Source organism: Rhizobium sp. TH135, assembly GCF_002855515.1.
Taxonomy (GTDB): domain Bacteria; phylum Pseudomonadota; class Alphaproteobacteria; order Rhizobiales; family Rhizobiaceae; genus Allorhizobium.
In genome coordinates, this window is record NZ_PKRP01000003.1 from 517,798 (window position 1) to 542,648 (window position 24,851).

Sequence of the window (24,851 nt, forward strand, 5' to 3'; positions counted from 1 at the left end):
TTCACCCTCCCTTCACCATTCCCGAAAGCGTGAAATCCGACCCGGCCGGCTTTTAATCCCCCTGTAATATCCCCGTGCAAACGTGAGGCTAGGTCAACAAGAAACCCAGAGAATCAGGAATGACCGACAGGGCGGAAACATGGGTGGCGGGTCTCGTCACCGCGCGTGAACACAATCATCCCGAAAACCTTTCGGACCTTCTGGTCCGTCTGGCTCGCACAACGGACCGCAAGGTGACGATCCGCGACATCGCGATCGCCCTGCAGGACCGCTCCTTCGGCGCCTTCCTCCTGGTCTTTGCGCTCCCCAATCTCGTGCCCCTGCCGCCCGGCAGCACCTTCATCCTCGGCCTGCCGCTGGTCTTCGTCGCCTGGCAGATGGCCATGTCGCCCGGCGGTCGGGTCTTCTTTCCCCGCGTCGTCAGCGATTACGGCGTAGAGCCGCAGACCTTCGAGGCGATCGTCAAGCGTCTCGTTCCCTGGATGCGCTGGGCCGAAAAGCTGGTCATCCCCCGCTTCTGGCTATTCGAAAGCCGCTTCGCCGAACGGGTCATCGGTGTATTGGCCCTGATCCTTGCGATCGTCGTCTTCCTGCCAATCCCGCTCGGCAACTGGCCGCCGGCCTTTGCGCTTGCCGTCCTCGGCTTTGCGCATTCCCAGCGTGATGGCCTCGGCGTGCTCGCCGGCTGCGTCATCGGGATCCTGTCGCTGATGATCGCGGGCTTCGTCGTCTACACCGCAGTTGCCGTAGTCTCGCTCGTCGTCTGATGTCTCAGCCCGTTACGGACACCTTGCGCCGCCCGGTGGTCGTCATGACCGCCGGCGGCCTCAATCCGACCATCGTCGTCCAGCACCTCGTGAAGTCAGGCATGGATGTTCACGTCATCCTGGAAAATGCCGAGGGCAAGGGCGAGATCACCCGACGCCGCGCCAGAAAGCTGGGCTGGGTCGCCGCATCAGGCCAGCTCGGCACCATGGTCGCCGCCCGTCTTCTGCGCCGCCTCGCCGACCGCCGCGTCGCTGAACTGCTGAGCCTTCATGGGTTTGACCGCGTCCTTCCGGACACCATCCCGATCCACCCCGTCACCTCGATCAATGCTGCGGAGACGAAGGACCTGATCGAGCAGATCGGCCCGGGCACCATCCTGCTCGTCTCCACCCGCCTCATGTCGGGAAAGCAACTCGCGGCCATGCCCTGCCCGGTCATCAATCTGCATGCCGGCATCAATCCCAACTATCGCGGCCAGATGGGCGGCTACTGGTCGCTTCGGGAAAACGACGCTGAGAATTTCGGCGCCACCCTTCACCTCGTTGATGCCGGCACCGACACCGGCGGTACGCTCTACGAAGTCCGCACCCGGCCTGCATCAGCCGATTTCATCTCCACCTACCCGCTGCTGCTGACCATCGCTTCCCTCGACATCACCAGACGATCCCTCGAAGACGCGCTTGCCGGTCGCCTTGCCCCGCTGAAGCCCGACGGCCCCTCGGCGCTCCGCTTCCCGCCGACACTCTGGTCGTGGATCTGGTGCGGCGTCACGCGGCGAATCTGGTAAAAACACCGGGACTCGCAGCAGCGTCGTTTTTGGCGACAAGCGACGTCGTGAAAAGCGCAGTCCGGCGAATGCCCCCCGTGCATTCTGCCGTCAAAGGGAGAGAGTGGCATGGCAGACAAGATCGTCGTTTTCTGGCGGGATATTCCCGCTCAGGTCATCGTCAAGCAGGGCCGCAAATCGGCAAAGCGTGAGCTCTCGCTGCGCTTCACCGAGGCGATCGACATGGCCGCCATGCGCTCGGGCGCTGCCGAAACCGACGCCTATCTTGCCGACTGGCGCAAAGCAGATCCCGTGCCCGTCGGTGACGACCTCGAAGCCGAGGCCGAAGCCGCTTCCGCCGAAATCGAAGCCGCCTACGACAAGGCCCGCCTCGTCGCTCTCGTCCATGCCGGAGGCCGTGACAATGGCTGAGCCCGTACTCGTCGATCCCGGCCCGCCGAAAAAAGGCAATGCTGCCCCGGCCGCCAAGGCAAAGACCGGGGCCTTCACACCATCAGGCGTTTCGCCCAACCGCCGCGCCCGGCGCTCCTATACCATCCGCCTCTGGGCGGTCCGCAATTCACGCTTCCTCGAATGGTTCTACCGCAATTTCGCCAATGCCTTCCTCTTCCTCCATCCCGTCTGGAAGAAGCTTGGCTATAACCGCGTCGAGACTCCGGTCACATTCGTCGAGCGCAATGTGAAGGGTCTTCTCTTCGACTGTCGCATGTGCGGCCAGTGCGTGCTGTCCTCGACCGGCATGTCCTGCCCGATGAACTGTCCCAAGCAGCTGCGCAACGGCCCCTGCGGAGGCGTGCGCGCCAATGGCAATTGCGAAGTCGAGCCCGACATGCCCTGCGTCTGGGTCCAGGCCTGGAACGGCTCGCGCAACATGGTCGCCGGTGACGCGATCCTGAAGGTGCAGAAGCCGGTCAACCAGTCGCTGCGCGAAACATCCTCCTGGCTGCGCGTAACGGCAGAAGCCGCCGCCGAGCGGGAAAAACAGACGGCAAAGGAAGTCTGAGAGCATGGCCCAGATCGACGAAAATCCGCTTGGCGTCCACCTGCCGCTCGATCCCCTGCCCGGCCACTCCTCCCTCGGCCGCCTGGAGCGCGTTCTGCGCCGCGGCGAATTCGCGGTCACCGCTGAACTCAACCCGCCCGACAGCGCCGATCCGGAAGACGTGTATGAGCGCGCCAAGGTCTTCGATGGCTGGGTCGACGGCATCAATGCGGTCGACGCCTCCGGCGCCAACTGCCACATGTCCTCCGTCGGAATCTGCGCCCTACTGACCCGCATGGGCTATGCCCCGATCATGCAGATCGCCTGCCGCGACAAGAACCGCATCGCGATCCAGGGCGACGTGCTGGGGGCGGCCGCCATGGGCGTCGCCAACATCATGTGCCTGACCGGCGACGGCGTACAGGCCGGCGACCAACCGGGCGCCAAGCCCGTCTTCGACCTCGACTGCATGTCGCTGCTCGAAACCGTCCGCACCATGCGCGACGAATCGAAATTCCTCTCCGGCCGCAAGCTGACGACCCCGCCAAAGGTCTTCCTGGGCGCGGCAATCAACCCCTTCGCGCCCCCATACGACTTCCGCCCCTATCGTCTGGGCAAGAAGATCGAGGCCGGCGCCCAGTTCGTCCAGAGCCAGTACTGCTTCGACGTGCCGATGTTCCGCGACTACATGGCGAAGGTCCGCGACCTCGGTTTCCACGAAAAATGCTACATCCTGGTCGGTGTTGGCCCGCTCGCCTCGGCCAAGACCGCCAAGTGGATCCGCTCAAACGTGCCCGGCATCCACATTCCGGACCATGTGATAGCTCGCCTCGAAGGCGCGCAGGACCAGAAGAAGGAAGGCAAGCAGCTCTGCATCGACATCATCAACGAGGTGAAGGAGATCGAGGGCGTCTCCGGCGTGCATGTCATGGCCTATCGCCAGGAAGAATATGTCGCCGAGATCGTCCATGAGTCGGGCATCCTCAAGGGCCGCCAGCCCTGGAAGCGCGAACATGCCCGCGCCGATGACATCGCCGCCCAGCGCATGCGCGAAATCGGTGCCGATCCCGTCCAGGACCAGCAGGAAATGGCCGGGCGCGCGGCCCACTCGCAGACCCACTGACCGCATTGCTTTTTCCCGGCAATTGCCGGCACATCCCATTCCCGCCGTGCGAGAGCCGGCATCGACCGGAGGACTGAAATGACCCGCACCATCGTCGCATCCGCCACCAAGGAAATCATCATCGGTTTCGACCAGCCCTTCTGCGTCATCGGCGAGCGCATCAACCCGACGGGTCGCAAGAAGCTCGCCGCCGAAATGCAGGCCGGCAATTTCGAAACCGTCATCAAGGATGCGCTCGAACAGGTCGCCGCCGGCGCCACCATGCTGGACGTCAATGCCGGCGTGACCTCGGTCAATCCGAACGAAACCGAGCCAGGCCTGCTCGTCCAGACCATGGAAATCGTCCAGGGCTTGGTCGACGTGCCGCTCGCGATCGACAGCTCCGTCACCGCCGCCATCGAGGCAGCCCTCAAGGTCGCCAAGGGCCGCCCGCTGGTCAATTCGGTCACCGGCGAGGAAGAAAAGCTCGAAGCCATCCTGCCGCTTTGCGCCAAGTATAACGTCCCGGTCGTCGCCATCTCCAACGACGAAACCGGCATTTCCCAGGATCCCGACGTCCGCTTCGCCGTTGCTAAGAAGATCGTCGAGCGCGCCATGGATTACGGCATCAAGCCGCATGACATCGTCGTCGATCCGCTCGTCATGCCGATCGGCGCCATCGGTTCGGCCGGCCTGCAGGTCTTCGCCCTCATCCGGCGGCTGCGCGAAGAGCTGAAGGTCAACACCACCTGCGGCCTCTCAAACATCTCCTTCGGCCTGCCGCACCGCCACGGCATCAATGCCGGCTTCATCCCGATGGTCATCGGTGCGGGCATGACATCCGCCATCATGAACCCCTGCCGCCCGCAGGAAATGGAAGCCGTCCGCGCTGCCAACGTGCTCAATGGCACCGACGAGAACTGCTACAACTGGATCAAGACCTACCGCGACTATAAACCCGCCGAAGGCGGCGCCCATGCAGCCCCGGCCGCCTCTCCCGCCTCTGCCTCCACCGGCGGCGGCCGCCGCGGCGGCCGTGCTGCGCGTGTCGGTGGCGGTGCTGCGACGGAGTAACTGGAAGGCCGGCTAAAGCTCTCTTCTCCCCAGCGGGGAGAAGGTGGCGCGTAGCGCCGGATGAGGGGGTATTCGCCCCCCCGATACCACAAATGAGGGAGACGTCCCTCGAAACCGAAAGACCAGAATGACAGACGCCGCTGATCCCCTCGTCCTCTTCATGCCCTCCGGCAAGCGTGGCCGTTTCCCCGTCGGCACCTCCGTACTGGAGGCCGCGCGCACGCTCGGCGTTTATGTCGAAAGCGTCTGCGGCGGACGCGCCACCTGCGGCCGTTGCCAGATCGAGGTCCAGGAAGGCCAGTTCGCCAAACACGGCATCACCTCGTCCAACGACCACATCTCGCCCGTCGGGCCGAAGGAAAAGCGTTACGCCGAGGTCCGCACCATTCCGGAAGGCCGCCGCCTGTCCTGCTCGGCCCAGATCCTCGGCGATCTCGTGGTCGACGTGCCGCCGGATACCGTGGTCAACGCCCAGGTCATTCGCAAGGCCGCGACCGACCGCACCTTCCCGCGCAATCCCGCCATCCAGCTGTGCTACGTCGAGGTCGACGAACCCGACATGCACAAGCCATTGGGCGATCTCGACCGCCTGAACGTGATGCTGGAGAAAGACTGGGGCCTGAAGAACATCCTCGTCGCCCAGCATCTCCTGCCCGAGGTCCAGAAGACGCTGCGCAAGGGCAATTGGGGCGTCACCGCCGCCATCCACCGCGATCTCGAGACCTCGCGCCCGAACATGATCGCGCTCTGGCCGGGCCTGCACAACGAAGCCTATGGCATCGCCTGCGACATCGGCTCGACGACGATCGCCATGCATCTCGTCTCGCTCCTCTCGGGCCGCGTCATCGCCTCCTCCGGCACGTCGAACCCGCAGATCCGCTTCGGCGAGGATCTGATGAGCCGCGTCTCCTATGTGATGATGAACCCGGACGGACGCGAGGCCATGACCAAGGCCGTCCGCCAGGCGATCAACGAGCTGACCGTCAAGGTCTGCGCCGAGGCCGGCGTCGACCCCAACGACATTCTCGATGCCGTCTTCGTCGCCAATCCGATCATGCACCACCTCTTCCTCGGCATCGACCCGACCGAGCTGGGACAGGCGCCCTTTGCGCTCGCCGTCTCAGGCGCGATCCACACCTGGTCGCGCGAGATCGATCTCGCCATCAATCATGGCGCCCGCATCTACTGCCTGCCCTGCATCGCCGGCCATGTCGGCGCGGATGCCGCCGGCGCCACGCTCTCGGAAGGCCCGCACCGCCAGGACAAGATGATGCTGCTCGTCGATGTCGGCACCAATGCCGAGATCGTGCTTGGTAACCGCGAACGCACGGTTGCCGCCTCCTCGCCGACTGGCCCCGCCTTCGAAGGCGCTGAAATCTCCTGCGGCCAGCGCGCCGCGCCCGGCGCCATCGAACGCGTCCGCATCGACGCGCAAACCCTCGAACCCCGCTTCAAGGTCATCGGCGTCGAGCAGTGGTCGGATGAGGAAGGTTTTGCCGAGGCTGCCGAAAAGACCGGCATCACCGGCATCTGCGGCTCGGCCATCATCGAAGTCGTCGCCGAAATGTATCTCTCCGGCGTCATCTCGACCGATGGCGTTGTCGATGGCGGCATGGCGGCGAAAAGCCACCGCATCCTCGAAAACGGCCGCACCTTCTCCTATCTGCTGCATGACGGCGCCCAGAAGATCACGGTGACGCAGAACGACGTGCGCGCCATCCAGCTGGCCAAGGCCGCCCTTTATGCCGGCATCAAGCTCCTGATGGAAAAGCTCGAAGTCGAAACCGTCGACACCATCCGCTTCGCTGGCGCCTTCGGCTCCTTCATCGATCCGAAATACGCGATGGTCTTGGGCCTCATCCCAGATTGCGAACTGTCGGAAGTCAAAGCCGTCGGCAACGCCGCCGGCACCGGCGCCCTGATGGCCCTCCTCAATCGTGACTACCGCCGCGAAATCGAGGAAACCGTCACCCGCATCGAAAAGATCGAAACAGCCCTCGAGCCGCATTTCCAGCAACTCTTCATCGACGCCATGGCCCTGCCGAACAAGGTCGATCCGTTCCCGAAGCTTTCGGCAGCCGTGATGCTGCCGGAGCGGAAGGTGCTGGCGGAGGGTGATGGCGAGGGTGGCGGGCGGAGGAGAAGGCGGTCGCGGGAGTAGGGGCGGCGGCGTTCAGGTGGCATTGCTTAGATCTTGCTAAGGTTGCACCAGCGAACAATTGACTGCCCGCGATCCGCCTGATGCGCGCCCTGACCACGTTCAATTGGAACCAATGTTTAGAAGCGCAAAAATCGAGGTCTGAGGGAGGCTCCCCTCAGAGTGCCGTTCGTCGTTGTCACAGACCCTGGCTGATTGCGGGAAGGTAGTTGAACGATTCTTTTGCCACTGGAATTCCGTGCATATAAACTCAACTAAGAATTGCGCGTCGCGGCATGCGTCGTGCAGTTGCGATTAAGCAGAGATATGCGATAAGTGGTAGAGAACTTTATTCGCAGGCGGGTGATTTTATGCAGTTTGAAGTGATCGGTATCGACTACGATAGTCGTATTCAGAACTTCATGGTGAGCGCTCGCGCAGACTATGAATGGTATCTCAATAAGACCCAAGGCTCTGAAGAAAACCTCGCGATCCAGCGCGACATCATTCGCGGATCAAAACCCTACAAGAACCTTCGCGCGGACCTAAAGCTCGGGTGCGTACTACCGACGATCGTGCTCGCGGTCCGTGATATCGACCAGACGGTATTAGAGAATTACAACAAGGAAGAGGGCTTCCTTCAAGCGTCGCGTGCAGACCTCGACATGCTGCAGGGGGCAATCACACAGAGCTTGCCCACTGAATTTGACATCATCGATGGCCTTCAGCGCACGAATGCGCTCCGCCAAGCTCTCGACGAGCTTGAGCTGGACGAGCGCGGGCCGTTCCTCCAGCGGTCCCTTAGACTCGAAATCTGGGTCAACATCGCCTTCTTTCCGCTCGCCTACCGCATGCTGTTGCTCAATGCTGGGCAACGCCCAATGTCGATGAAGCACCAAATCGACATCCTGTCGGGCGGACTTGCTAATGATATCAAAGATATCAACGGTATCGAAATCTTTCGCGTTAAAGACCACAAGCGTCGAGTCCGTCCGGGACAGTTCCACCTCTCGACACTTGCACAGGCTTTCCAGGCCTGGATGCAGCGGAGCCCGAACGTAGATCGAACCAACCTCGTAGTTGAGACGATGGTTGTCGATGAAGCTCTTGAATCGCTTGGTATCGATCTGACTTCTGACGACGGTAATCAACGAGACGGCTTTCGGCAGTTCGTTGAATGGGTGATAACACTCGACCAAGCACTCGGAGAGGAGCAGAACCGGTTCTTTGGCAACGACACCGTCGTGCTTGGCTTCGCTGCCGCTACCGGCTTTGCCCACAAAAATGAGACACTGCAAGACCGTCTGCCTACGGCAATGGCCACGTTGATCGATGCAGCACGTGAAGATGCCGTCGAGGCTCTCGGCGTCGAAGTCTTCGAACGGATACGTACGACGGTGGACACGAAGCGCAGCAACGTTGGCGAGTGGACCCGTGGACTCGTGTTTCGGGCCGTTCGTGAGTATATTATGCAGGAAGGAACTAGCAGCATGAGGGACTGCTGGACCCAAGCAGCAAGCATGGGTTAAAATATGCACCTCCGCGAAGCCTTGGGTGACGCTCAGGACATTGATCCGACACGCCCTATCGTTGTGGGTTCCATCAAGCTTGGGACGGAGGCTGCAGCCTTGGCTGCCGAGATCCTTTCCGGGACTGCAGATCTGCTTGCTGCCACCCTAGTGGACCGAGAGATTAGGCGGCCGGTGTATTGGTTTGTTGATCACGCCACCGAAGGTCATGCGGAGATATTCGGCTTCCCTGTCGATTGGAAGGATGAGCTGCCCACTGCCATTGAGATGGCACTGGTCAGAACTGTCGCCTTTCTCCCGCCGGATCAGCACGCAAAGGTTCTCGCCGGAGGTGTCGAAGTAATACTTGGTTCCGAAAACGCATGCGTAGACTTCCGAAAAGTCGCGTGTGCTGCGGAAAACCCGATGGTCGGCGAAACGACCGAATTCGATAGGGCCACCAGCGCTGTTATCGAAGCACCAGGAGTTGGGCGAGGTCTGAAAGTCGCCATGGATTGCCTCCTCAACTCGTACGCCACCTCTCCTCTAAAGTTCCGCTTTCTAGAACTCTATCGTGTGATGGAGGCCCTCTTCCTCGCGGATGTGAAAAGCAGGTTGCTGGCGGGGTTCGATGCAGAGCCTATGGCGGCACTGAACGATGCGGTAGAGGCGCTGCAGTCAGAGCTTAAACAGATAACGACGCTTGCCGAACCGTACCAGGAGTTGTTCGAAGAGTGTTGGACAGTTCTTGACGGTCTCAGGAATACTAATCGCTTTGTGACCGCCCTCTTCAAGCGCCTTGAAAAGAAAAGGGTCAATGGACAAGGTAAGTGGCAAACTGGCGCCGCACTCGTCTATCAGATCCGCTGTGCCATTGTGCATGCAGGCGAAAAAGACATGATCTTCGAAAACTTTGCCGACGGCGATGCGGCGCTGAAAGCGGTCCTGCCCACTGTTGAGCGTGCGTCACTGCGGATGCTCGGCATCACACTCGGATGAACGAACGCATTTTCACAACATTTAATTTGTCCAAAAGGCGCAATATGAATTGTGATGGCTCCGGGCAGTGCTGGCGTTTTTTTTCGACGACCTTTCGAGAGACACCATTCCGCGCCCCGCCCCAAAGCAGCCCATCCCCTTACCCCAAAATCCCCGCCGCATCCTCCACCATCTTCGCCAGCGCTTCCGGCTTTGCCCCGCGCACCGGGCTGAAATACTTCACCTTCAGATCCTTGAAGCCACAAAAGGCCAGGATCTGCCGGCGCAGCACCTTCACCCAGCCATTGCCATAGATCCATTTGAGAAAGACGGTCGGCGTATCAGAGGTGACGACTACGCGCGCCTTGCGCCCCGCCAGCAGCGGCTTCGGCAGCGACTTGCCCTCGATATACTGAAAGCCGAAACCCGGCATCAGCACGCGGTCGAACAGGCCTTTCAGCTTGCCCGGCGCCGAACCCCACCAGAGCGGATGCACGATCACCAGCCGGTCGCACCAGGTGAGGCTTTCGGCGAGCGCCTGCAGGTCCGGCTCCCAGTCCATCCGGGCGCGATAGCCCTGACGCAGATTGGCGTCGAATTCGAGATCCTCGAGATGCACGAGCCTCACCGTCTGGCCCCGCCTGCGTGCCTCATCCGCGATCTTTTCCGCCATGGCGCCACACAGGGTGTCCCGTGCGGGATTGCCATTCAGCACCAGAACCCGGGACGGCTGGGCATCACGCGACAGGAAAGACATGAGGGATCCTCTTGTTTTTGACCACGGTCAGTTTATGATGATTAAAATGACCTCGGTCAAGATATTTTTGGCGTAGGCTCTTCCAAAAGGAATCGTGCATGAAGCTTCGCCAGTCCCGCAGCCGCCAGACCCGCGAGCAGATCCTGGCCGCCGCGCGCGACCTGTTCTCTCGACAGGGCTATGAACCGACCAGCATCGACCAGGTCGCGACCGCCGCGAAAGTGGCGAAATCGAGCGTCTTTGCCCATTTCGGCGACAAGGCCAATCTTCTGGCCGCCCTCGGCCTCACCGAAATCGAGAAGCTCGCCGAAGCCGGCAAGGCGGAGGTCGACCGCACGGACGACCGCCCGCTGGCCGACCGGCTGCGCGCCCTGCTCTCGCCATGGCTTGCCTATTTCTGCCGCGAACACGCCTTTGCCGGCCTCTATCTCAGCCAGTCCGCCGTCACCCGCGGGCCGCATACGGACGCCTTCCTCGATCTCTGCCGGGTGTTGGAAGGCCAGGTCGCCACCCTGTTCAGCGCCCGATCGGCGACCGGCGCCTCGCCCGAACGCGCGCAGCTTCTCGCCCGCGGCGTGCAGGCGCTGTTCCACGAAGTCATCGTCTATGAAATCTCCGGCTGGCTCACGCCGCCGCAAACCGCCGAGATCATGCTCGGCCAGTTTCTCGACATCTGGATAGCAGGCGCCATGCAGACCGCGCCGTCGCCGGGCTCGAGCGCCTGACTACGGCGACGTCCTGCGACCTCAGCCGAGCGAAGAGCAGAACCGCCGGGCAGCAGCCCCCAAAACCTCGGGCGGAAATCCGGAAAAGCCGATGACAAGGCCGCGCCGTCCGGATTGTCCCTGATAGAGCGGCGACAGCGCCTTGGTGCCGAAGCCCGCCTCTCTCGCCTGTCGCGCAAGCAAAACATCGTCCGCCCCGGGCGCAAGTTCCGCCACCAGATGCAGGCCCTGCTCGGGTGCTGAGACCTGAAAAGGCCCCTCCCTGAGCGCCTCTACCAGCACATCCCGCGCGGCCCTCACCCGCTTGCGCGCCCGCTTGATATGCGCCGAAAAATGCCCGTCGCGCAGGAATTCGGTGAGCGCATCCTCGGCCAGCGTCGAGGGAAATCGATCGGTTAGCCGGCGAATGGTCAGCACCCGCTCACGCAAATGCCGGGGCACCACGAGATAGCCGAACCGAAACCCCGGCAGCAGCGTCTTGGAAAAGGTCCCGAGATAAATCACCCGCCCCTCGCCATCGATTCCCTGAAGCGCGCTCAAGGGTGGCCCGGCAAAGCGGAACTCGCTGTCGTAGTCATCCTCGATGATATAGGCGTTCGCCGCCCGCGCCCAATCGATCAGGGCAAGCCGCCTGGCCATGGAAAGCGTCACACCCAGCGGATATTGATGCGACGGCGTCACATAGACCGCCTTCGCCTCCGGTCGCGCCGCAATCCCCGAGGCCACATCGATCCCCTCGCCATTAACGGGCACCGGCGTCACCGACAGCCCCGCCCCCTCGAAGAGCTCGCGCGCCGCCGCATAACAGGGGTCCTCGATCCAGACTGGATCGCCAGGTTTGAGCAGCGTCCGCACCGCTAGATCCAGCCCCTGCTGCGTGCCCGCCGTCATGATCACCTGGTCCGGTTCACACACCACCCCGCGCGCCGCCTTCAGATAAGCCGCGACTTCCACCCGCAGCGCATAACTCCCCGCCGGATCGTTGTAATGAAAATGCCGGGCCGAAGGCTGCGTCAGATGCCGGTTCATCAGCATGCGGAAGATCCGAAGCGTCGTCTCGTCCGCCGTCGAACATCCGAGCGTGCCGGGCAGCGGCGCTGCCACCTCCGCCTCCACGACGGCTTGAGCCTCGGGCGCCGCCTGCACCAGAGGCACGGCCTCGGCCACATAGGTCCCTGCCCCGACCCGTGCCTCGGCAAAGCCATCCGCCACCAGCATCTCGTAAGCCGCAACGGCTGCCCCGCGCGACACGCCAAACCGCTTGGCGATATCCCGCGTCGTCGGCAGCTTGTCGCCCGGCTTCATCTGCCCGCTCTCGATCAGCCCGCGCAGCGAGCGATAAAGCGCCAGCCGCCGCGGCCCTTGTGCCGGCAGCATCGGCGTGCTCGCAGACCAGTCGGAATTGGTTCGGATATTTTTAGCCATCATGGATCTTCTTTGGACCAATCACTACGACTATCCCTGCCGCATCAGCCGTCAGGAGGCAAGCATGAACGAGAGACCCGAGCCACAATCCTTCCCCGTCACCCCGCGCAACCGGGCAAAACGCCTGCACGAGCGCGCAGCTTACGACCGCCACGCCGTCTATGCCGTCCTCGATGCGGCTCTCCTCTGTAACGTCGCCTATGTCATCGACGGCCAGCCCTATTGCACGCCGACGATCCACTGGCGCGAGGGCGACTGGCTGTTCTGGCACGGCTCGTCCGCCAGCCGCATGCTGAAGAGCCAGAAGGCCGGCATCCCCGTCTGCCTCACGGTTGCCCATCTCGACGGCCTGGTGCTCGCCCGCTCCGGCTTCCACCACTCCGCCAACTACCGCTCCGCCATGTGCTTCGGCACCGCCCATATCATCGACGACCCGGAGGAGAAGGCCGAGGCCCTGAAGGCCGTCGTCGACCGCTTCTATCCCGGCCGCACGGATGTCTTGCGCGAAAACGACCCCCAGGAGGCCAAGGGCACCATGGTCATCGGCATGCGCATTGAGGAGGCCTCGGCCAAGATCCGCGCAGGCGGCGTCTCCGACGACCCGGCCGACGTAGACGCCCGCGTCTGGGCCGGCGTCATCCCGGTCGAAACGCGTCTCCGCGCGCCCGAAATCTGCCCCAAGGTCCCCGAAGGCGTGACCTTCCCCGACCACCTCGCCCATTTCCAGGAAGGCCGCCGCCTCGATGAGGTCTTGACGGAAAGCCAGGTGCTCTACGAAAAGCAGGGCTGAACAGAGCCTCCACCTGTGGGGCCGCCAGGTCCGGGAGGCCCCGCATGAAAACCCTCTACGTCGTCACCCATCCGCAATCGATCCACCATGTCGAGGGGAAGGTCGGCGGCTGGTACGACACCAGCCTCACGGATCTCGGCCATCTCCAGGCATCCGCCATCGCCGCGCGCTTGGCCGAGCTCTGCGCCGGCGAGACGCCGCTGCTTACCTCTTCGGATCTCCTTCGCTGCAGCCAGACCGCCGATATCATCGGCCGCCAGTTGCAACTGACGCCCCGCCTGACGCCGGACCTGCGTGAAATGAGCTACGGTGTCGCCGAAGGAAAGCCACAAGCCTGGCTCGACACTCGCCGCCTGCCGGTCCCGGATCAAGGCAGCCTTGACGACACCGGCGGCATCGACGGCGCCGAAACCCGCCGCCAGACCGGCACCCGCATCTACCGCGCCATGGACGAAATCCTCGCCGACCCCGCCGACTGCCACATCATCGTCACCCACGGCTTTGCGCTCACCTTCGTCATCGCGTGGTGGATCGGCATGCCGATCGAAAGCCTTGGGAGAGTGAACTTCCCGGTCAAGTCGGGCAGCATCACGCATCTCGCAGAGAACGCTCAGTGGAAGAGCCGCGCTGTGGTCACGCTCGGCGAAACGGCGCATCTCGCCAACCTCGTCTGAAGTTCACCCCGCCTGCATCCACCCCTCAAGCTTCGCCCGCTGGCCGTCCGAAAACACATGCGACTTGCGCGTCGCCTGGTCGAAATGCACCACCACCGTCTCCGCCGACGCACACAACTTGCCGTTCTGGAACACCGCCTGCTGCATGGTCACCGACGACCGTCCGACACGCGTCACTCGCGTACCGATCTCGACCGTGCCCGGCCACAGCACTTCCGCGATATAGTCAATGTCGAGCTTGGCGAGGACGAAGGAAAAGCCGTCCTCCAGCAGCGGGTCGGCGGGATTGTAGATCAGCTCCACACGCCCGGTTTCCATGAAGGTGGCGAAGACCGCATTGTTGACATGCCCCTGCCGGTCCGTGTCGCCATAACGCAGCTTGTCGTAAGCTTGGCCCGCAAAATCCTCGAGCCGCAGCCCCTTCGTCTCATCATTCATCCGCACTAGATCCTATTGCCTACCGCCTACCGCGCCAAACACAATTCGGCATTTCCCTAATTCCAGAAATCGCCAATCGCTTACCGATCGGGCCCACTTACGCCGCCATCCCGATCATCTCGGAAAACGCATAACGCACGCTGTCGGCCACCGCCTGGATCGTCTCTGACGTCTCCTTGCCGGTCAAAAGCCTGACCTCGAAGGAGCCGAGCTCCGGCAGCCCGTGCTTGGACCCCAGCGCCGTCATGTCGTCGGTGAGATAGCTGCGCGGCAAGGGCGCCACCGCAAGATCGGCAATCACCGCCGCGCGCTGCGCCATCGTATGCGCCGAGAGATAGGCGATCCGGTAGGGTCGCTTGTCCTTGTCGAGCCGCGCCAGCGCATCCGCCCGCCAGCAGCAGCCATCCTCCCAGATCGACACGGGCAGCGGATCGCGCAAATGCGCCGTGCCGCATTTGGCACCGGCCCAGACCAGTTGCTCCTGGTGGATCACCTCGCCCTCATGCACCACCTGCCCCGGCGCGCAATTCACCAGCGTCAGATCCAGCCGCTGTTCGGCGAGCCGCCGGCGAAGCGCACCCGATGTATCGACCGTCAGATCCACCATGATCAGCGGATAGAGCTCGGCAAAGCGGCGCAGGATCGTCGGCATGAAGCGCTCGCCGATATCGTCGGGCGCGCCGAGCCTGACGACCCCCTTCATTTCCGGCATGCGAAACCGCCCGACCGCCTCGTTCGACAGCGCCAGCATCCGCCGCGCATAGGGCAACAACACCTCGCCGCTCTCCGTCAGCGTCACCGAGCGCGCATCGCGTAAGAACAGCGTCACATTCAGCTGCTCCTCGAGCTTCTTGATCTGCATCGAGACCGCCGAGGGCGTGCGGTACACCCGGTCGGCGGCGGTGGTGAAACTGCCGGTCTCGGCGATCGCCACGAAAGTGCGCAGAACATCATTGTCGAGAAGCGGAAGCGGCTGGCGCAACATGAGAGTCATGAGGATTGACCTTCAACAAAATTGAACTTGAAGACGATACTATTGCGTTTGATTGAATGTCAATCCGGGCGCATCCTCCTCTCACTCGATCAGAAAGGAGGATGACACGCCATGTTTCGCAACCCGCTCCAGACCCTGCAGCTGACCTTGGCCACGCTTCAGGAGGCATCCCGCCGTCGCGCCATGCATGCCGCCGCATGCCGCATGCTCGCGCCACTCGGCCCCGCCCTGCGCGATGATCTCGGCCTGACCCGCCATCGCCAATTGATCAGTTTTCAGAATGATAGGCATCAGAAACATTCGTTTGATTGATGATTGAGACTGCGCGATATCAGAAACCGGCCCCAGACAACGGATGAAGAGAGGGCCACCGAGCCACGAAGGAAAACGACCATGACCATGGTTTGCAGTGTTACCCCCGAGATCAGAACCGCCTCCCCGGCCTCCATGCTGGGTGCAACGGCAAAGGCCATGGCCGGCCACCTCGCGGCGAAACTGAACCGTCTCGCCCAAGCGGTCGCCGAGCACCGCCGCTATCGACTCGAGCAGGCAGCCCTGGAGGCCCTGCCCTTCGATCTGCGCAAGGATCTCGGCTGGCCTGCAGGCGACACGCACCGCTGAACCCGGCCAAAGCCTTCTCCCTCAGCGACGCGGACGCCCCTCCGCGTCGCAAACCGGCGAAACAGCCCGCCGGAAGCAAAGCGCCTCCCATTCCGCGAAGCCAAAGCTTTTCAACCACCTGCGACCAGCCCCGCCGCCCACGCCCAATCCATGACGTCGCAGCCTGAAAAACGCGGAAAAATGTCGCTCGTTAGCGATCCCGAATACTTTCACGGCGCGCGATTTCATGACAATGTCGCAAAGCGACCATCGCGCCGATCAATTCAGGCGGAGCATGCCGACAAAACAAGGGAACGGCAGCAAGGACAACGGGGCACCATCATGAGCAAGCAGCAGCCACAGACCAAGAAGCGTTCGATCGTCTTCTTCCTCGTCCCCCATTTCACGCTTTTGCCCTTTGCCGGCGCCATCGAGACGCTGCGCATCGCCAACCGCATGCTGGGTTACGCCGCCTATGAGTGGCGCCTCGCCTCGGTCGATGGCCAGAAGGTCTATTCCTCCTCCGGCATCGGCATCGAGGTGAATTCCTCGCTCGCCGACGAGCGCCGTTTCCTCGGTGGCGAAAACCGCCCGAACATGGCGATCGTCTGTTCGGGCATCTATGTCGAGGAGTTCAACAACAAGTCGGTCAATGCCTGGCTGCGCGAAGCCTATAACCGCAATGTCGCGGTCGGCTCCCTCTGTACGGGCGCCCATGTGCTGGCCCAGGCCGGCCTGTTGAATGGCAAGCGCTGCGCCATCCACTGGGAAAACCTGCCCGGCTTCTCCGAGACCTTCCCCCAAGCGGAAGTCTATGCCGACCTCTACGAAGTCGACGGCAATCTCTACACTTGCGCCGGCGGCACTGCCTCGCTCGATATGATGTTGAACCTGATCGGCCAGGATTTCGGCGAAGGCCTGGTCAACCGCGTCTGCGAACAGCACCTGACCGACCGCGTCCGCTCCGCCAACGACCGCCAGCGCTTACCCCTTCGCGCCCGTCTCGGCGTGCAGAATTCCAAGGTGCTGCAGATCATCGAGCTGATGGAAGCCAATCTCGCAGAACCGCTGTCGCTGCTCGAAATCGCCGACGACGCCGGCCTCTCGCGCCGCCAGATCGAGCGCCTCTTCCGACAGGAAATGGGCCGCTCGCCTGCCCGCTACTACCTCGAAATCCGCCTCGACCGCGCCCGCCACCTGCTGGTCCAGTCCTCCATGCCCGTCGTCGAAGTCGCCGTCGCCTGCGGCTTCGTCTCCGCCTCCCACTTCTCCAAGTGTTACCGCGAACTCTACAACCGCTCCCCCCAGCAGGAGCGCGCGGAACGCAAGCTCACGATGTCGAGCAATCGGACGGGCGTGGTGGTGTAAGCCACGAGCCACAAAGGGCGAGGCCGGGTTAAGCCCGCCCCCTTGTGGGGAGGGTTCGGGAGGGGACTTAGCACCGAGCACCCACATTTGACCCATAGAGAAGCAGGCGCACAGAAAACGGCCCCCTCATCCTGAGGTGCACTCGCAAGCGGGCCTCGAAGGACCGAGGCCGAGAGTCGAGCCCACCCGCCCTCGCGCATTGAGCGTCGCGTACGCTCCCCCCTCAGGATCATCGCTGATCGTTGGCCAAACACGATGGAGCAGAGCAAGCGGGTTGCACGTAATCAGTTTCTAAGGGGAATATCAGACACGTAGATAAGATCGAGAGGGTTCGATACGCCCTTTTCCGATAAAGTAATGGCAAGTGCTTCGCGGATTTCCAACGGGAACTGCGTCGGACCGACAATAACGCGCTCGACAAGCTCGGCCACTTCAATTCCGTACAGGCCTTCCTCAGGCACGTTCTTGAGAGGAATTTTATAAATCTTCTGCGGAACACCATTAAAGGTGAAAACTGCGGGACGTATTTTGGCTGACTCGTAGAGACTTGGACTGTAAATTATGCGCCACTCTCGCTCTTCTGCAAATCCGGGGTGCTTCGTACACAAAGTAGCGAGCCTGAAAACCTCAAATAGCCCGTGCAAAAGCTGGTCTTCGCCAAGGTCCCTCAATAGTAAGAAATTGTCCTCGAACCCTTGCAGCAGTTGCTCGTATTGCAACTCAAATTGACGATCGCTCAGATATGCAACTGGGGATGCAAATGCGTTGAGCGCGTCGCTAGGCCTCAGAAACGGACCCCCGTGAACAACTAGCGCGACACCGGAAGGGCCGCCGTAAGCTCTCCACATGGAGAGCCTACCAATCGCATCTTCCGATGCGTCGTGCTCTGAGATACATGAAATGTACGTGCTATTCCTGAAACTAGGTAGCCACGCGTTAAACCGTTCCTCAAGCTTGCTGGAAAAACCAGGGAATGCGGAGTCAAAAACGGAAACGAATTTGGCCTTTTGATTGCTATAAGCTCGTTTGAGGCAATCAAAACCATGCTCAATCTCCATGAAGTCATTCATGCAAGTCGATTTGCGCATCCACACTTCTTCATTACAGATGATCTTAAGCGCGGTATCAGCGTTAGTGTAGTGCACGAAGCGCGCACCTTGACGTAGTGCCTCTAGTGTTTTGGTGAGAGCATGCGGGTGAAAGATTTTGAACAATGTCAATTCTTCGGCGCTAAAGCCCAACAGTTGTTCCGGCTGCATGTTCCCACCCATCCACTTCACACACAATCATTGGTAAAGATCGTAAGTCCATACCACCTTTGATGCTGTTTGATAGCGACCATTTTTGGAACACCCTCACCCCACCAAACTCCAGAAAAACCGCGCCGACACGAACAGCAGAAACACCGCAAACCCCATCTCCAGCTGCCGCTTGTTCAGCCGGTGCGCCAGCTGCGCGCCATAGGGCGTGACCAGCATGGCGATCGGGAAGATCACCGCAAAGGCGATCCAGTTGACGAAGCCGGTCGAAAACGGCGGCAGGCCCGCCTCGCCCCAGCCGGCATAGATGAAGCCGAAAAAGGCCGGGATCGAGATCAGCACGCCGACGCCGGAGGAGGTCGCGACCGCCTGGTGGATCGGCCGTCCGTAAAGCGTCATGAAGGTGTTGTTGAACACCCCGCCGCCGACCCCCATCAGGCCTGAAAACAGCCCGATCGCGGAGCCTGTGAGAAACCGCGCCGGCTGGCCCGGCAGTTCGGTGCCGAGATGCATCCGGTTGGACAGAAACAGCATGCGTGCCGCCAGCACCAGACCCATGACCGCGAAGAACAGCCGCAAGCCTTCGCTCGAGACATAGGCGGCAACCACGGTGGCGGCGAGCGCACCCAAGGGTACCGCGATCATCCAGCCTTTCAGGAGCTCCATGTCGACGGCCCCGCGCTTCCGATGCGCCTGAAACGACCGGATCGAGGTCGGCACGATCAGCGCCGTCGAGGTGCCGACGGCGAGATGCATGATCACCTCCTCCGGGATCCCGGCATAACCGAAGACCTGGTAGAAGACCGGCACCAGCACCGCACCCCCGCCGATCCCGAACACGCCTGCCAGGAGCCCGGCCACGGCGCCCGCAGCAGCCAGCATCGCGGCAAATAGGAGAATATCGGCAATCGGCGGCATGGGGGCACTCCGGAAAAGACAGACCGCCCGGCCGGACAGTCAGAAAGGGCAAACGTGAGGCAAGAGGGGGCACACCGACCATCAGGCCGCTGCACAAGACCTGCCCTGCCTCTAGGCCTCCGCCACCTCGCCCGCAAGCCCAGCCTTACCCATCCCGGTACGCTCCTCGCAACCGGATCCCTCCACGCAACCACCAACGCGCGCCACAAGCACCCTCAAGATTTAGGAAATTCCCGAATTAGCGCAACAAGCAAACGGCTGCCTCAGCGGCAGTTCCGCTTATCGAGATAGAGCGAGCAATCCTTGCCCCCCGGCGCAGATTTTGCCGCGACCCGTCGGGTCTCGACCGGAACCGGATCCTCCAGGCCGGAATTGCCGCTGTCGACCGAAAGCGGCAGGATCCCGCCCTCCTCCGGCATCTGCTCGGCAACCTGCGTCTCCGCCATCGGGGCCCCGCTCGGCCCGGTCACGATCTGCGTCGGCTCGTCGAAGCCGATCCCGTCCACCACCGGCTGGCTGGTATTGCCCTCGGCAATCGCCATCGCCCCGCCCTCGGTCACCATATGCGGCTGCACGCCAACAGGACTTGCCATCTCCGTCGAGCCGGGATCCGACACCTGCGGTGCCGGCCCAATCCCGAGCTCGCCATCGATGTTCACGCCGCCATCCGGAATGACCATCGCGCTCATCGCTTGGCCCTGGCCCCCATCGGCCATCTCAGGCTCCGCCGCCGCCATCACAGGCGCCGCCTGCAGCCCGTCGCTCTCGGCCATGTTGGGTGTATCGAGATAATCGAGCCCCTGGCTTCCGCCATTCTGCGCGCCCGCCGCCGGGGCATAGGCCGCAGCCTCCGCCCGGGGATCACCGACCCGCCCCACGATGACGCGTCCGTCGCGGGCGCGATCCACCTTGCCGATCAACTGGTCGCCCGCCTTTGGCCCGCCGATATCGGCAAAGGGCACACGGTCGCTGCCGGAGCAGCCGGTAACGAGAAAGCCTGCGAAAACAGCAACCGTGAGCCGGCTGCCAAGGGACGAAAACACAAAACTCATTTCACCCTCGATGGCCCCATATGGGACAACTTTAACCAGCTTAAGGTCTCCCGGCTTAATGCGCCATGAACGGAATTCGCCAGGAATTCGCCGCAAGAAATAAGGGCCGGTGGATCACTCCACCGGCCCTTTTCGTTCGTCTGTGCCGACGATGCTTGTCGACGATCAGGCCGCCCGGCGATGGCCCATGGCCTGCTGGGCATTGACCTTGAGGCGCGAGAGCAGCTGGCGCAGATTGTAGCTCTCCTCCGCCAGCGACTGGCCGGCCGCCGAGGTCTCCTCGACCATCGCCGCATTCTGCTGGGTCATCTGGTCCATGTGGTTGACCGAGGTGTTGATCTCGGCCAGCCCCGTCGCCTGCTCCTTGGCAGCGGTCGCGATCGTGTTGACGCTCTCGTTGACGCGGTTGACCAGCGCCTCGATCTCGACGAGCGCCTCGCCGGTCGAACGCACAAGGCCCACGCCGGTGTCGACTTCGGCCGCCGATGCGCTGATCAGCACCTTGATCTCCTTCGCCGCATTGGCCGAGCGCTGTGCGAGTTCACGCACTTCCTGGGCGACGACCGCAAAGCCGCGACCCGCTTCGCCGGCACGCGCCGCCTCGACGCCGGCATTCAGCGCCAGCAGGTTGGTCTGGAAGGCGATCTCGTCGATCACGGAGATGATCTGGCTGATCTTCTGCGAAGACCCTTCGATCCGGCCCATGGCATCGACAGCATTGCGCACGATCTGACCAGAACGGTTGGCACTGGTCTTCGTCTCGGCCACCATCTGGCGTGCTTCGTTGGCGCGCTCGGCCGCCGTGCGAACGGTCGCGGTAATCTCATCGAGCGCCGCCGCCGTTTCTTCAAGGGCTGCTGCCTGCTGCTCGGTGCGCTTCGACAGGTTGTTGGTCGCCTCGCTGATATTGCCGGCAGAAGACGTCACGATCTCGCTCGTCTGGTTGATCGCGGCAATAACGCCACCCAGCGATTCCACCGCACGGTTGAAGTCGTCGCGCAGCTTTTCATATTCCGAGCCGATCACGCCGATCTGCACGGTGAGGTCACCCTCGGCCAGCCGCTCCAGCGCCGAACCCAGCGCGTTGATCGCGTGGTTCTGCCGTTCGGATGCTGTGCGCAAGTTAATTTCGTTGCGCTCGCGCTCGCCGTTCAGGCTCGCCTGCTGCTGCACCTCGCGGTCCCGCAGCTCGATACGCTCGCGAACGCTGTTGCGCAGCACCTGCAGCGTCTTCGCCATGCCGCCGATCTCGTCTTTGCGATTGGTGTCGGCCACTTCGACATCGACCTTTTCCTCGGCGATGTCCTGCATGGCGCCCTTGAGGCGGTTGATCGGGTTCACGACGCTGCGAACCACGAGATAGGCGAAGAAGACGAGACCGATGGTGGCAAAGCCGATCAGCACGCCATAGCGGATCGCCGTGCCGCGGAACAGCACCGCCAGGTCGTCCGAATAGACACCGGTACCGACAACCCAGCCCCAGGCATCGAAGCCGATGACATGCGACAGCTTCTCGACCGGCTCCTCGAAGCCGGGCTTCGGCCAGTAGTAGTCGACGAAACCTTCCTTGCCGGCCTTCACCGTGTTGACGAACTCGACGAACAGGAATTTGCCGTTCGGATCCTTGTTCTGGCTCAGGTCCTTGCCGTTCAGCTCGGGCTTGATCGGATGCATGACCATGGCAGGCTGCATGTCATTGATCCACATGTAGCCATCGGGCTGATAGCGCATCGCGCCGATCACATCCTTGGCCCGCTCCTGCGCCTCCTCGCGCGTCAGCGTGCCCTCCTGCTCCATCTTGTGATACTTGTTCAGGATCGCGACAGCGTTGTCATTGATCTGCGCCAGACCCATGCGGCGCTCATGCACCAGCGTGTCGTAGGACTGAAACAGGCTGTAAGTCAGCGCACCAACAAGGACTGCCAGAGCCAGTGCGACCAGTGCATAAAGGCGCACCGACAGAGACATGATTTTCATTCTTCCACCCCCGAAAAATTCCATAATGTCTAAAGTTTGATATTTATCAGTTCTAATTTCCGTAAATGCGCGCCTACGAAAAGTGAGGGGCACTTTTTCGCCCGTAAAATTTAGTAGTGGCGCCTGCAGCACACGCCCCGTTTTCTGGGCGCGCAACAGAAAAAGAGAATCGAAAAGACATGATCGACGCGACTGCGAAACCCACGGGCGAACTGACACTGCGTACGCTTGCCATGCCGGCCGATGCCAATGCCGCCGGCGATATTTTCGGCGGCTGGGTCATGGCCCAGATGGACCTCGCCTGCGGCATCCGGGCGGCAGAACGTGCCCGCGGCCGCGTCGTCACTGCCGCCGTCCAGGAAATGGCCTTTGCCATGCCGGTGAAGATCGGCGACACCCTCTGCGTCTATACCGAGATATCCCGCGTCGGTCGTACATCGATGACGCTCAAGGTCGAAACCTGGGCCCAGCGTTATCTCACCCACATCATGGAAAAGGTCACGGAAGCCACCTTCGTCATGGTGGCGCTGGATGCCGACGGCAAGCCGACACCCGTGCCAGCCTCTTGACGAGGATCACCCGGCCGCCATCTGCTGGAACAGCGCCTCGCAGGCCGCATCCGTCGGAAAGAACATCTCGATCTTGATATCGGCCAGCGCAATGTCTTCGGCGGTGCCAAACTGCGTCATCGTCGAAAACATCGGATAGACCTGTCCGCCGAGCCGAAAGCGCACGGTGAGGACAGGCGGCAGGTCGCCACCCTTGGCCGGCTCGTCATGTTGCTGCTCCGGTCCGAAGGCGAGCCCGGCTGCTGCCCGCTCTAGCACCGGATCGCCGCCGAGATGTGCGCTCTCCAGCCGAAACCGTGCCGCCAGGTGATGCGCCACCTCAGCCCAGTTCTCCACCAGGTCAGGACCTCGCCCGGGCGCAAGCAGAAAATCGATGAAGCTGTCGCCGGCATCGAGCCCAAAGCCGGCCAGCATGGCACGACCGCTGGCATTGGCATCCAGCACCCTCCAGTGTCGGTCGAAGACAAAGGCGGGATAGGGCGAATGCCCCTCGATCATATGGGTGATCGCCTTGCGGATCGGCTCCATGGCAGCGCTATCCAGCGGACGGCTGGCATAGGCGGCTCGAAACCCTGCCGCATCCAGCATCAGGTTCCGATCGGCCCTTGGCACTTCCAGCGCATCTCCCAGCAGCAGCACCATGCGTCGGCTCGGCTTGGCCCGCCCGGTTTCGAGAAAGGCGATGTGGCGGGCAGAGACCTCTGCGGCGAGCGCCAGCTGCAACTGGCTCATGCGCCGCTTGCCACGCCAGGTCCGGAGCTGGCCGCCGAATTCCAATGCCATGACGATCCTCTTTCGAAGCTAGGGCTCCTGACTATCTGCCACGCGCAGCCAATGCCGTCACTTACCTCGGCGGTAATTGCGGCAGTCTCTTCCGCTTCGCATGGTCGGTCCATCGCAACCAAGAAGGAAGACCGCAAATGTCCCCCGAATTCACATCCACCTGGCTGAAACTGAACAGCCTCTTCGTCGTACTCCTCGGCTTGCTCGTGGCCTTGGGCGCCCATCCGGCCACCGCCCTGCCCGCGACTTGGCTCACCGATATCGTCTTCTGGCCGTTTGACGGTCAACAGACGCTCGACCACCAGGCGGCCCGTGCGCTTGCTGCCATCGGCGGCGGGGTCATGGTCGGCTGGGGCGTGATGATGTGGCTCGTCGTCGACCGGCTGCTCCCGGTCGATCCCAGGCTCGCTCGCCTTTTGCTGATCGAGGCGACACTCGCCTGGTTCTTCGTCGACAGCACCGGCTCCTTCGTCGCTGGCGCCACGGTCAACGTATTGCTCAACACGGTGCTGATGCTCGCCATTGTCCTGCCCGCCTGGCGGCTAGAGACAGGACCGGTGGTTGCACACCGTTGAGGAAAGCAGATGCTTTCAGAAGGAGGGGCGCGGCTGGCAAGCCGCGCCTTCTCGTTACCCGCGGAAGACGAAGGCCGCGCCCGCGGCGATCAGCGCAAAACCGATCGCGTGATTGATCGTCAGGCTCTCCTTGAGGAAGAACACGGAGAAGCCGGAAAAGACGATCAGCGTGATGACTTCCTGGATCGTCTTCAGCTGCGCGGCGGAATAGACCTCGGCGCCGATCCGGTTGGCCGGCACTGCCAGGCAGTATTCGAAGAAGGCGATCCCCCAGCTCGCCAGGATGGCGATCCAGAGCGCGGACGTCTTGTATTTCAGATGCCCATACCAGGCGAAGGTCATGAAAACATTGGAGAGGGAGAGAAGCAGGATGGGCCAGAGAGCGGCGGGGGAAAAGCTCGGCATGGAAAACTCGTGCGTGGGAGGATAGTGACGCGACCCCGAGTCGCGCTGTCTATCTGGTCATAACAATATGGAACGAGGATGGTGTAGCCGTCAGACAAGGCCACAGCCTGTTTTACAACCTGCGGAGACTTGAGCCACAGCCATTGACGCTCGGCTGCCCGCTAAGCGCGAGGTAAGCCCGGTCGTCAGGTCGCCAAAAAGTTGCC

General features: G+C 62.2%; 27 protein-coding genes. 16 read left to right on the forward strand and 11 right to left on the reverse strand.

The window, feature by feature from the left end; translation table 11 throughout:
* Nucleotides 1–119 precede the first annotated feature (119 nt).
* From C0V73_RS11465 to C0V73_RS11505, 9 genes are all read left to right on the forward strand, one after another.
* Nucleotides 120–767 (forward strand): exopolysaccharide biosynthesis protein, encoded by a 648-nt coding sequence (locus C0V73_RS11465; protein WP_102020105.1) that lies wholly within the window; start codon nucleotides 120–122, stop codon nucleotides 765–767.
* 44 nt (nucleotides 768–811) lie between these two features.
* A complete protein-coding gene (locus C0V73_RS11470; protein WP_172450132.1) occupies nucleotides 812–1,555 on the forward strand; it encodes a formyl transferase in 744 nt (247 codons plus the stop codon).
* Nucleotides 1,556–1,663: 108 nt separating this feature from the next.
* The gene (locus C0V73_RS11475; RefSeq protein ID WP_102020107.1) at nucleotides 1,664–1,966 is read left to right on the forward strand and encodes a virulence factor; all 303 of its coding nucleotides are present in this window, start codon (nucleotides 1,664–1,666) and stop codon (nucleotides 1,964–1,966) included.
* Nucleotides 1,959–2,558 carry a methylenetetrahydrofolate reductase C-terminal domain-containing protein gene (locus C0V73_RS11480; protein WP_102020108.1) on the forward strand — a complete coding sequence of 200 codons (600 nt, stop codon included), beginning with the start codon at nucleotides 1,959–1,961 and terminating at the stop codon, nucleotides 2,556–2,558. The genes C0V73_RS11475 and C0V73_RS11480 overlap by 8 nt, the downstream gene beginning before the upstream one ends.
* A 4-nt stretch (nucleotides 2,559–2,562) precedes the next feature.
* The gene (locus C0V73_RS11485) at nucleotides 2,563–3,660 is read left to right on the forward strand and encodes a methylenetetrahydrofolate reductase (protein ID WP_102020109.1); all 1,098 of its coding nucleotides are present in this window, start codon (nucleotides 2,563–2,565) and stop codon (nucleotides 3,658–3,660) included.
* A gap of 78 nt (nucleotides 3,661–3,738) precedes the next feature.
* Nucleotides 3,739–4,713 (forward strand): methyltetrahydrofolate cobalamin methyltransferase, encoded by a 975-nt coding sequence (locus C0V73_RS11490; RefSeq protein WP_102020110.1) that lies wholly within the window; start codon nucleotides 3,739–3,741, stop codon nucleotides 4,711–4,713.
* Between the two features lie 127 nt (nucleotides 4,714–4,840).
* Nucleotides 4,841–6,874 carry an ASKHA domain-containing protein gene (locus C0V73_RS11495; RefSeq protein WP_102020111.1) on the forward strand — a complete coding sequence of 678 codons (2,034 nt, stop codon included), beginning with the start codon at nucleotides 4,841–4,843 and terminating at the stop codon, nucleotides 6,872–6,874.
* A 272-nt stretch (nucleotides 6,875–7,146) separates the two neighbouring features.
* Complete coding sequence (locus C0V73_RS11500) at nucleotides 7,147–8,379, forward strand: hypothetical protein (RefSeq protein WP_172450133.1); 1,233 nt, start codon at nucleotides 7,147–7,149, stop codon at nucleotides 8,377–8,379.
* A 99-nt stretch (nucleotides 8,380–8,478) separates the two neighbouring features.
* Entirely contained in the window at nucleotides 8,479–9,357 is an 879-nt protein-coding gene (locus C0V73_RS11505; RefSeq protein ID WP_143708334.1) for a hypothetical protein, read from the forward strand.
* A 139-nt stretch (nucleotides 9,358–9,496) separates the two neighbouring features.
* Here C0V73_RS11505 and C0V73_RS11510 read toward each other — a convergent pair whose 3' ends face one another.
* On the reverse strand, nucleotides 9,497–10,093 hold the full coding sequence (locus C0V73_RS11510; RefSeq protein WP_102020114.1) for an NAD(P)H-dependent oxidoreductase: 597 nt from the start codon (nucleotides 10,091–10,093) through the stop codon (nucleotides 9,497–9,499).
* Nucleotides 10,094–10,191: 98 nt separating this feature from the next.
* Here C0V73_RS11510 and C0V73_RS11515 point away from each other — a divergent pair, with 98 nt between their 5' ends.
* Entirely contained in the window at nucleotides 10,192–10,818 is a 627-nt protein-coding gene (locus tag C0V73_RS11515) for a TetR/AcrR family transcriptional regulator (RefSeq protein WP_102020115.1), read from the forward strand.
* 21 nt (nucleotides 10,819–10,839) lie between these two features.
* Here C0V73_RS11515 and C0V73_RS11520 read toward each other — a convergent pair whose 3' ends face one another.
* Nucleotides 10,840–12,195 carry a PLP-dependent aminotransferase family protein gene (locus tag C0V73_RS11520; protein WP_245407942.1) on the reverse strand — a complete coding sequence of 452 codons (1,356 nt, stop codon included), beginning with the start codon at nucleotides 12,193–12,195 and terminating at the stop codon, nucleotides 10,840–10,842.
* Nucleotides 12,196–12,307: 112 nt separating this feature from the next.
* Here C0V73_RS11520 and C0V73_RS11525 point away from each other — a divergent pair, with 112 nt between their 5' ends.
* Nucleotides 12,308–13,033 (forward strand): pyridoxamine 5'-phosphate oxidase family protein, encoded by a 726-nt coding sequence (locus C0V73_RS11525; RefSeq protein ID WP_172450134.1) that lies wholly within the window; start codon nucleotides 12,308–12,310, stop codon nucleotides 13,031–13,033.
* A 44-nt stretch (nucleotides 13,034–13,077) separates the two neighbouring features.
* Complete coding sequence (locus C0V73_RS11530) at nucleotides 13,078–13,707, forward strand: histidine phosphatase family protein (protein ID WP_102020118.1); 630 nt, start codon at nucleotides 13,078–13,080, stop codon at nucleotides 13,705–13,707.
* 3 nt (nucleotides 13,708–13,710) lie between these two features.
* Here the strand turns inward: C0V73_RS11530 and C0V73_RS11535 are convergent, their stop codons facing one another.
* The 3 genes from C0V73_RS11535 to C0V73_RS11545 form a co-directional block, all read right to left on the reverse strand.
* A complete protein-coding gene (locus C0V73_RS11535) occupies nucleotides 13,711–14,145 on the reverse strand; it encodes a thioesterase family protein (protein ID WP_102020119.1) in 435 nt (144 codons plus the stop codon).
* Between the two features lie 97 nt (nucleotides 14,146–14,242).
* Nucleotides 14,243–15,139, reverse strand: coding sequence for a LysR family transcriptional regulator (locus C0V73_RS11540; RefSeq protein WP_006727766.1), 897 nt, complete (start codon nucleotides 15,137–15,139; stop codon nucleotides 14,243–14,245).
* An 81-nt stretch (nucleotides 15,140–15,220) separates the two neighbouring features.
* The gene (locus C0V73_RS11545; protein WP_143708335.1) at nucleotides 15,221–15,430 is read right to left on the reverse strand and encodes a hypothetical protein; all 210 of its coding nucleotides are present in this window, start codon (nucleotides 15,428–15,430) and stop codon (nucleotides 15,221–15,223) included.
* 102 nt (nucleotides 15,431–15,532) lie between these two features.
* Between C0V73_RS11545 and C0V73_RS11550 the strand changes: the two genes are divergently transcribed.
* Together C0V73_RS11550 and C0V73_RS11555 are read left to right on the forward strand one after the other, a co-directional pair.
* Complete coding sequence (locus C0V73_RS11550) at nucleotides 15,533–15,760, forward strand: hypothetical protein (RefSeq protein ID WP_102020121.1); 228 nt, start codon at nucleotides 15,533–15,535, stop codon at nucleotides 15,758–15,760.
* 321 nt (nucleotides 15,761–16,081) lie between these two features.
* Complete coding sequence (locus C0V73_RS11555) at nucleotides 16,082–17,107, forward strand: GlxA family transcriptional regulator (RefSeq protein WP_102020122.1); 1,026 nt, start codon at nucleotides 16,082–16,084, stop codon at nucleotides 17,105–17,107.
* Between the two features lie 284 nt (nucleotides 17,108–17,391).
* Here the strand turns inward: C0V73_RS11555 and C0V73_RS11560 are convergent, their stop codons facing one another.
* The 4 genes from C0V73_RS11560 to C0V73_RS11575 all read right to left on the reverse strand — a co-directional run bounded on the left by C0V73_RS11560 (nucleotide 17,392) and on the right by C0V73_RS11575 (nucleotide 22,313).
* A complete protein-coding gene (locus tag C0V73_RS11560) occupies nucleotides 17,392–18,366 on the reverse strand; it encodes a DUF2971 domain-containing protein (protein ID WP_172450135.1) in 975 nt (324 codons plus the stop codon).
* A 96-nt stretch (nucleotides 18,367–18,462) separates the two neighbouring features.
* Nucleotides 18,463–19,284, reverse strand: coding sequence for a sulfite exporter TauE/SafE family protein (locus C0V73_RS11565; RefSeq protein WP_102020124.1), 822 nt, complete (start codon nucleotides 19,282–19,284; stop codon nucleotides 18,463–18,465).
* A 263-nt stretch (nucleotides 19,285–19,547) separates the two neighbouring features.
* On the reverse strand, nucleotides 19,548–20,336 hold the full coding sequence (locus C0V73_RS11570; RefSeq protein WP_102020125.1) for a hypothetical protein: 789 nt from the start codon (nucleotides 20,334–20,336) through the stop codon (nucleotides 19,548–19,550).
* Between the two features lie 165 nt (nucleotides 20,337–20,501).
* Nucleotides 20,502–22,313 (reverse strand): methyl-accepting chemotaxis protein, encoded by a 1,812-nt coding sequence (locus C0V73_RS11575; protein WP_102020126.1) that lies wholly within the window; start codon nucleotides 22,311–22,313, stop codon nucleotides 20,502–20,504.
* Between the two features lie 182 nt (nucleotides 22,314–22,495).
* Between C0V73_RS11575 and C0V73_RS11580 the strand changes: the two genes are divergently transcribed.
* Nucleotides 22,496–22,882 (forward strand): acyl-CoA thioesterase, encoded by a 387-nt coding sequence (locus C0V73_RS11580; protein ID WP_102020368.1) that lies wholly within the window; start codon nucleotides 22,496–22,498, stop codon nucleotides 22,880–22,882.
* A gap of 6 nt (nucleotides 22,883–22,888) precedes the next feature.
* On the opposite strand, the gene C0V73_RS11585 is transcribed toward C0V73_RS11580, so the two are convergent.
* Entirely contained in the window at nucleotides 22,889–23,665 is a 777-nt protein-coding gene (locus C0V73_RS11585) for a helix-turn-helix transcriptional regulator (protein WP_102020127.1), read from the reverse strand.
* A 137-nt stretch (nucleotides 23,666–23,802) separates the two neighbouring features.
* Here C0V73_RS11585 and C0V73_RS11590 point away from each other — a divergent pair, with 137 nt between their 5' ends.
* Complete coding sequence (locus tag C0V73_RS11590) at nucleotides 23,803–24,240, forward strand: hypothetical protein (protein WP_102020128.1); 438 nt, start codon at nucleotides 23,803–23,805, stop codon at nucleotides 24,238–24,240.
* A gap of 54 nt (nucleotides 24,241–24,294) precedes the next feature.
* Here C0V73_RS11590 and C0V73_RS11595 read toward each other — a convergent pair whose 3' ends face one another.
* Complete coding sequence (locus tag C0V73_RS11595) at nucleotides 24,295–24,645, reverse strand: DMT family protein (RefSeq protein ID WP_102020129.1); 351 nt, start codon at nucleotides 24,643–24,645, stop codon at nucleotides 24,295–24,297.
* Nucleotides 24,646–24,851 lie beyond the last annotated feature (206 nt).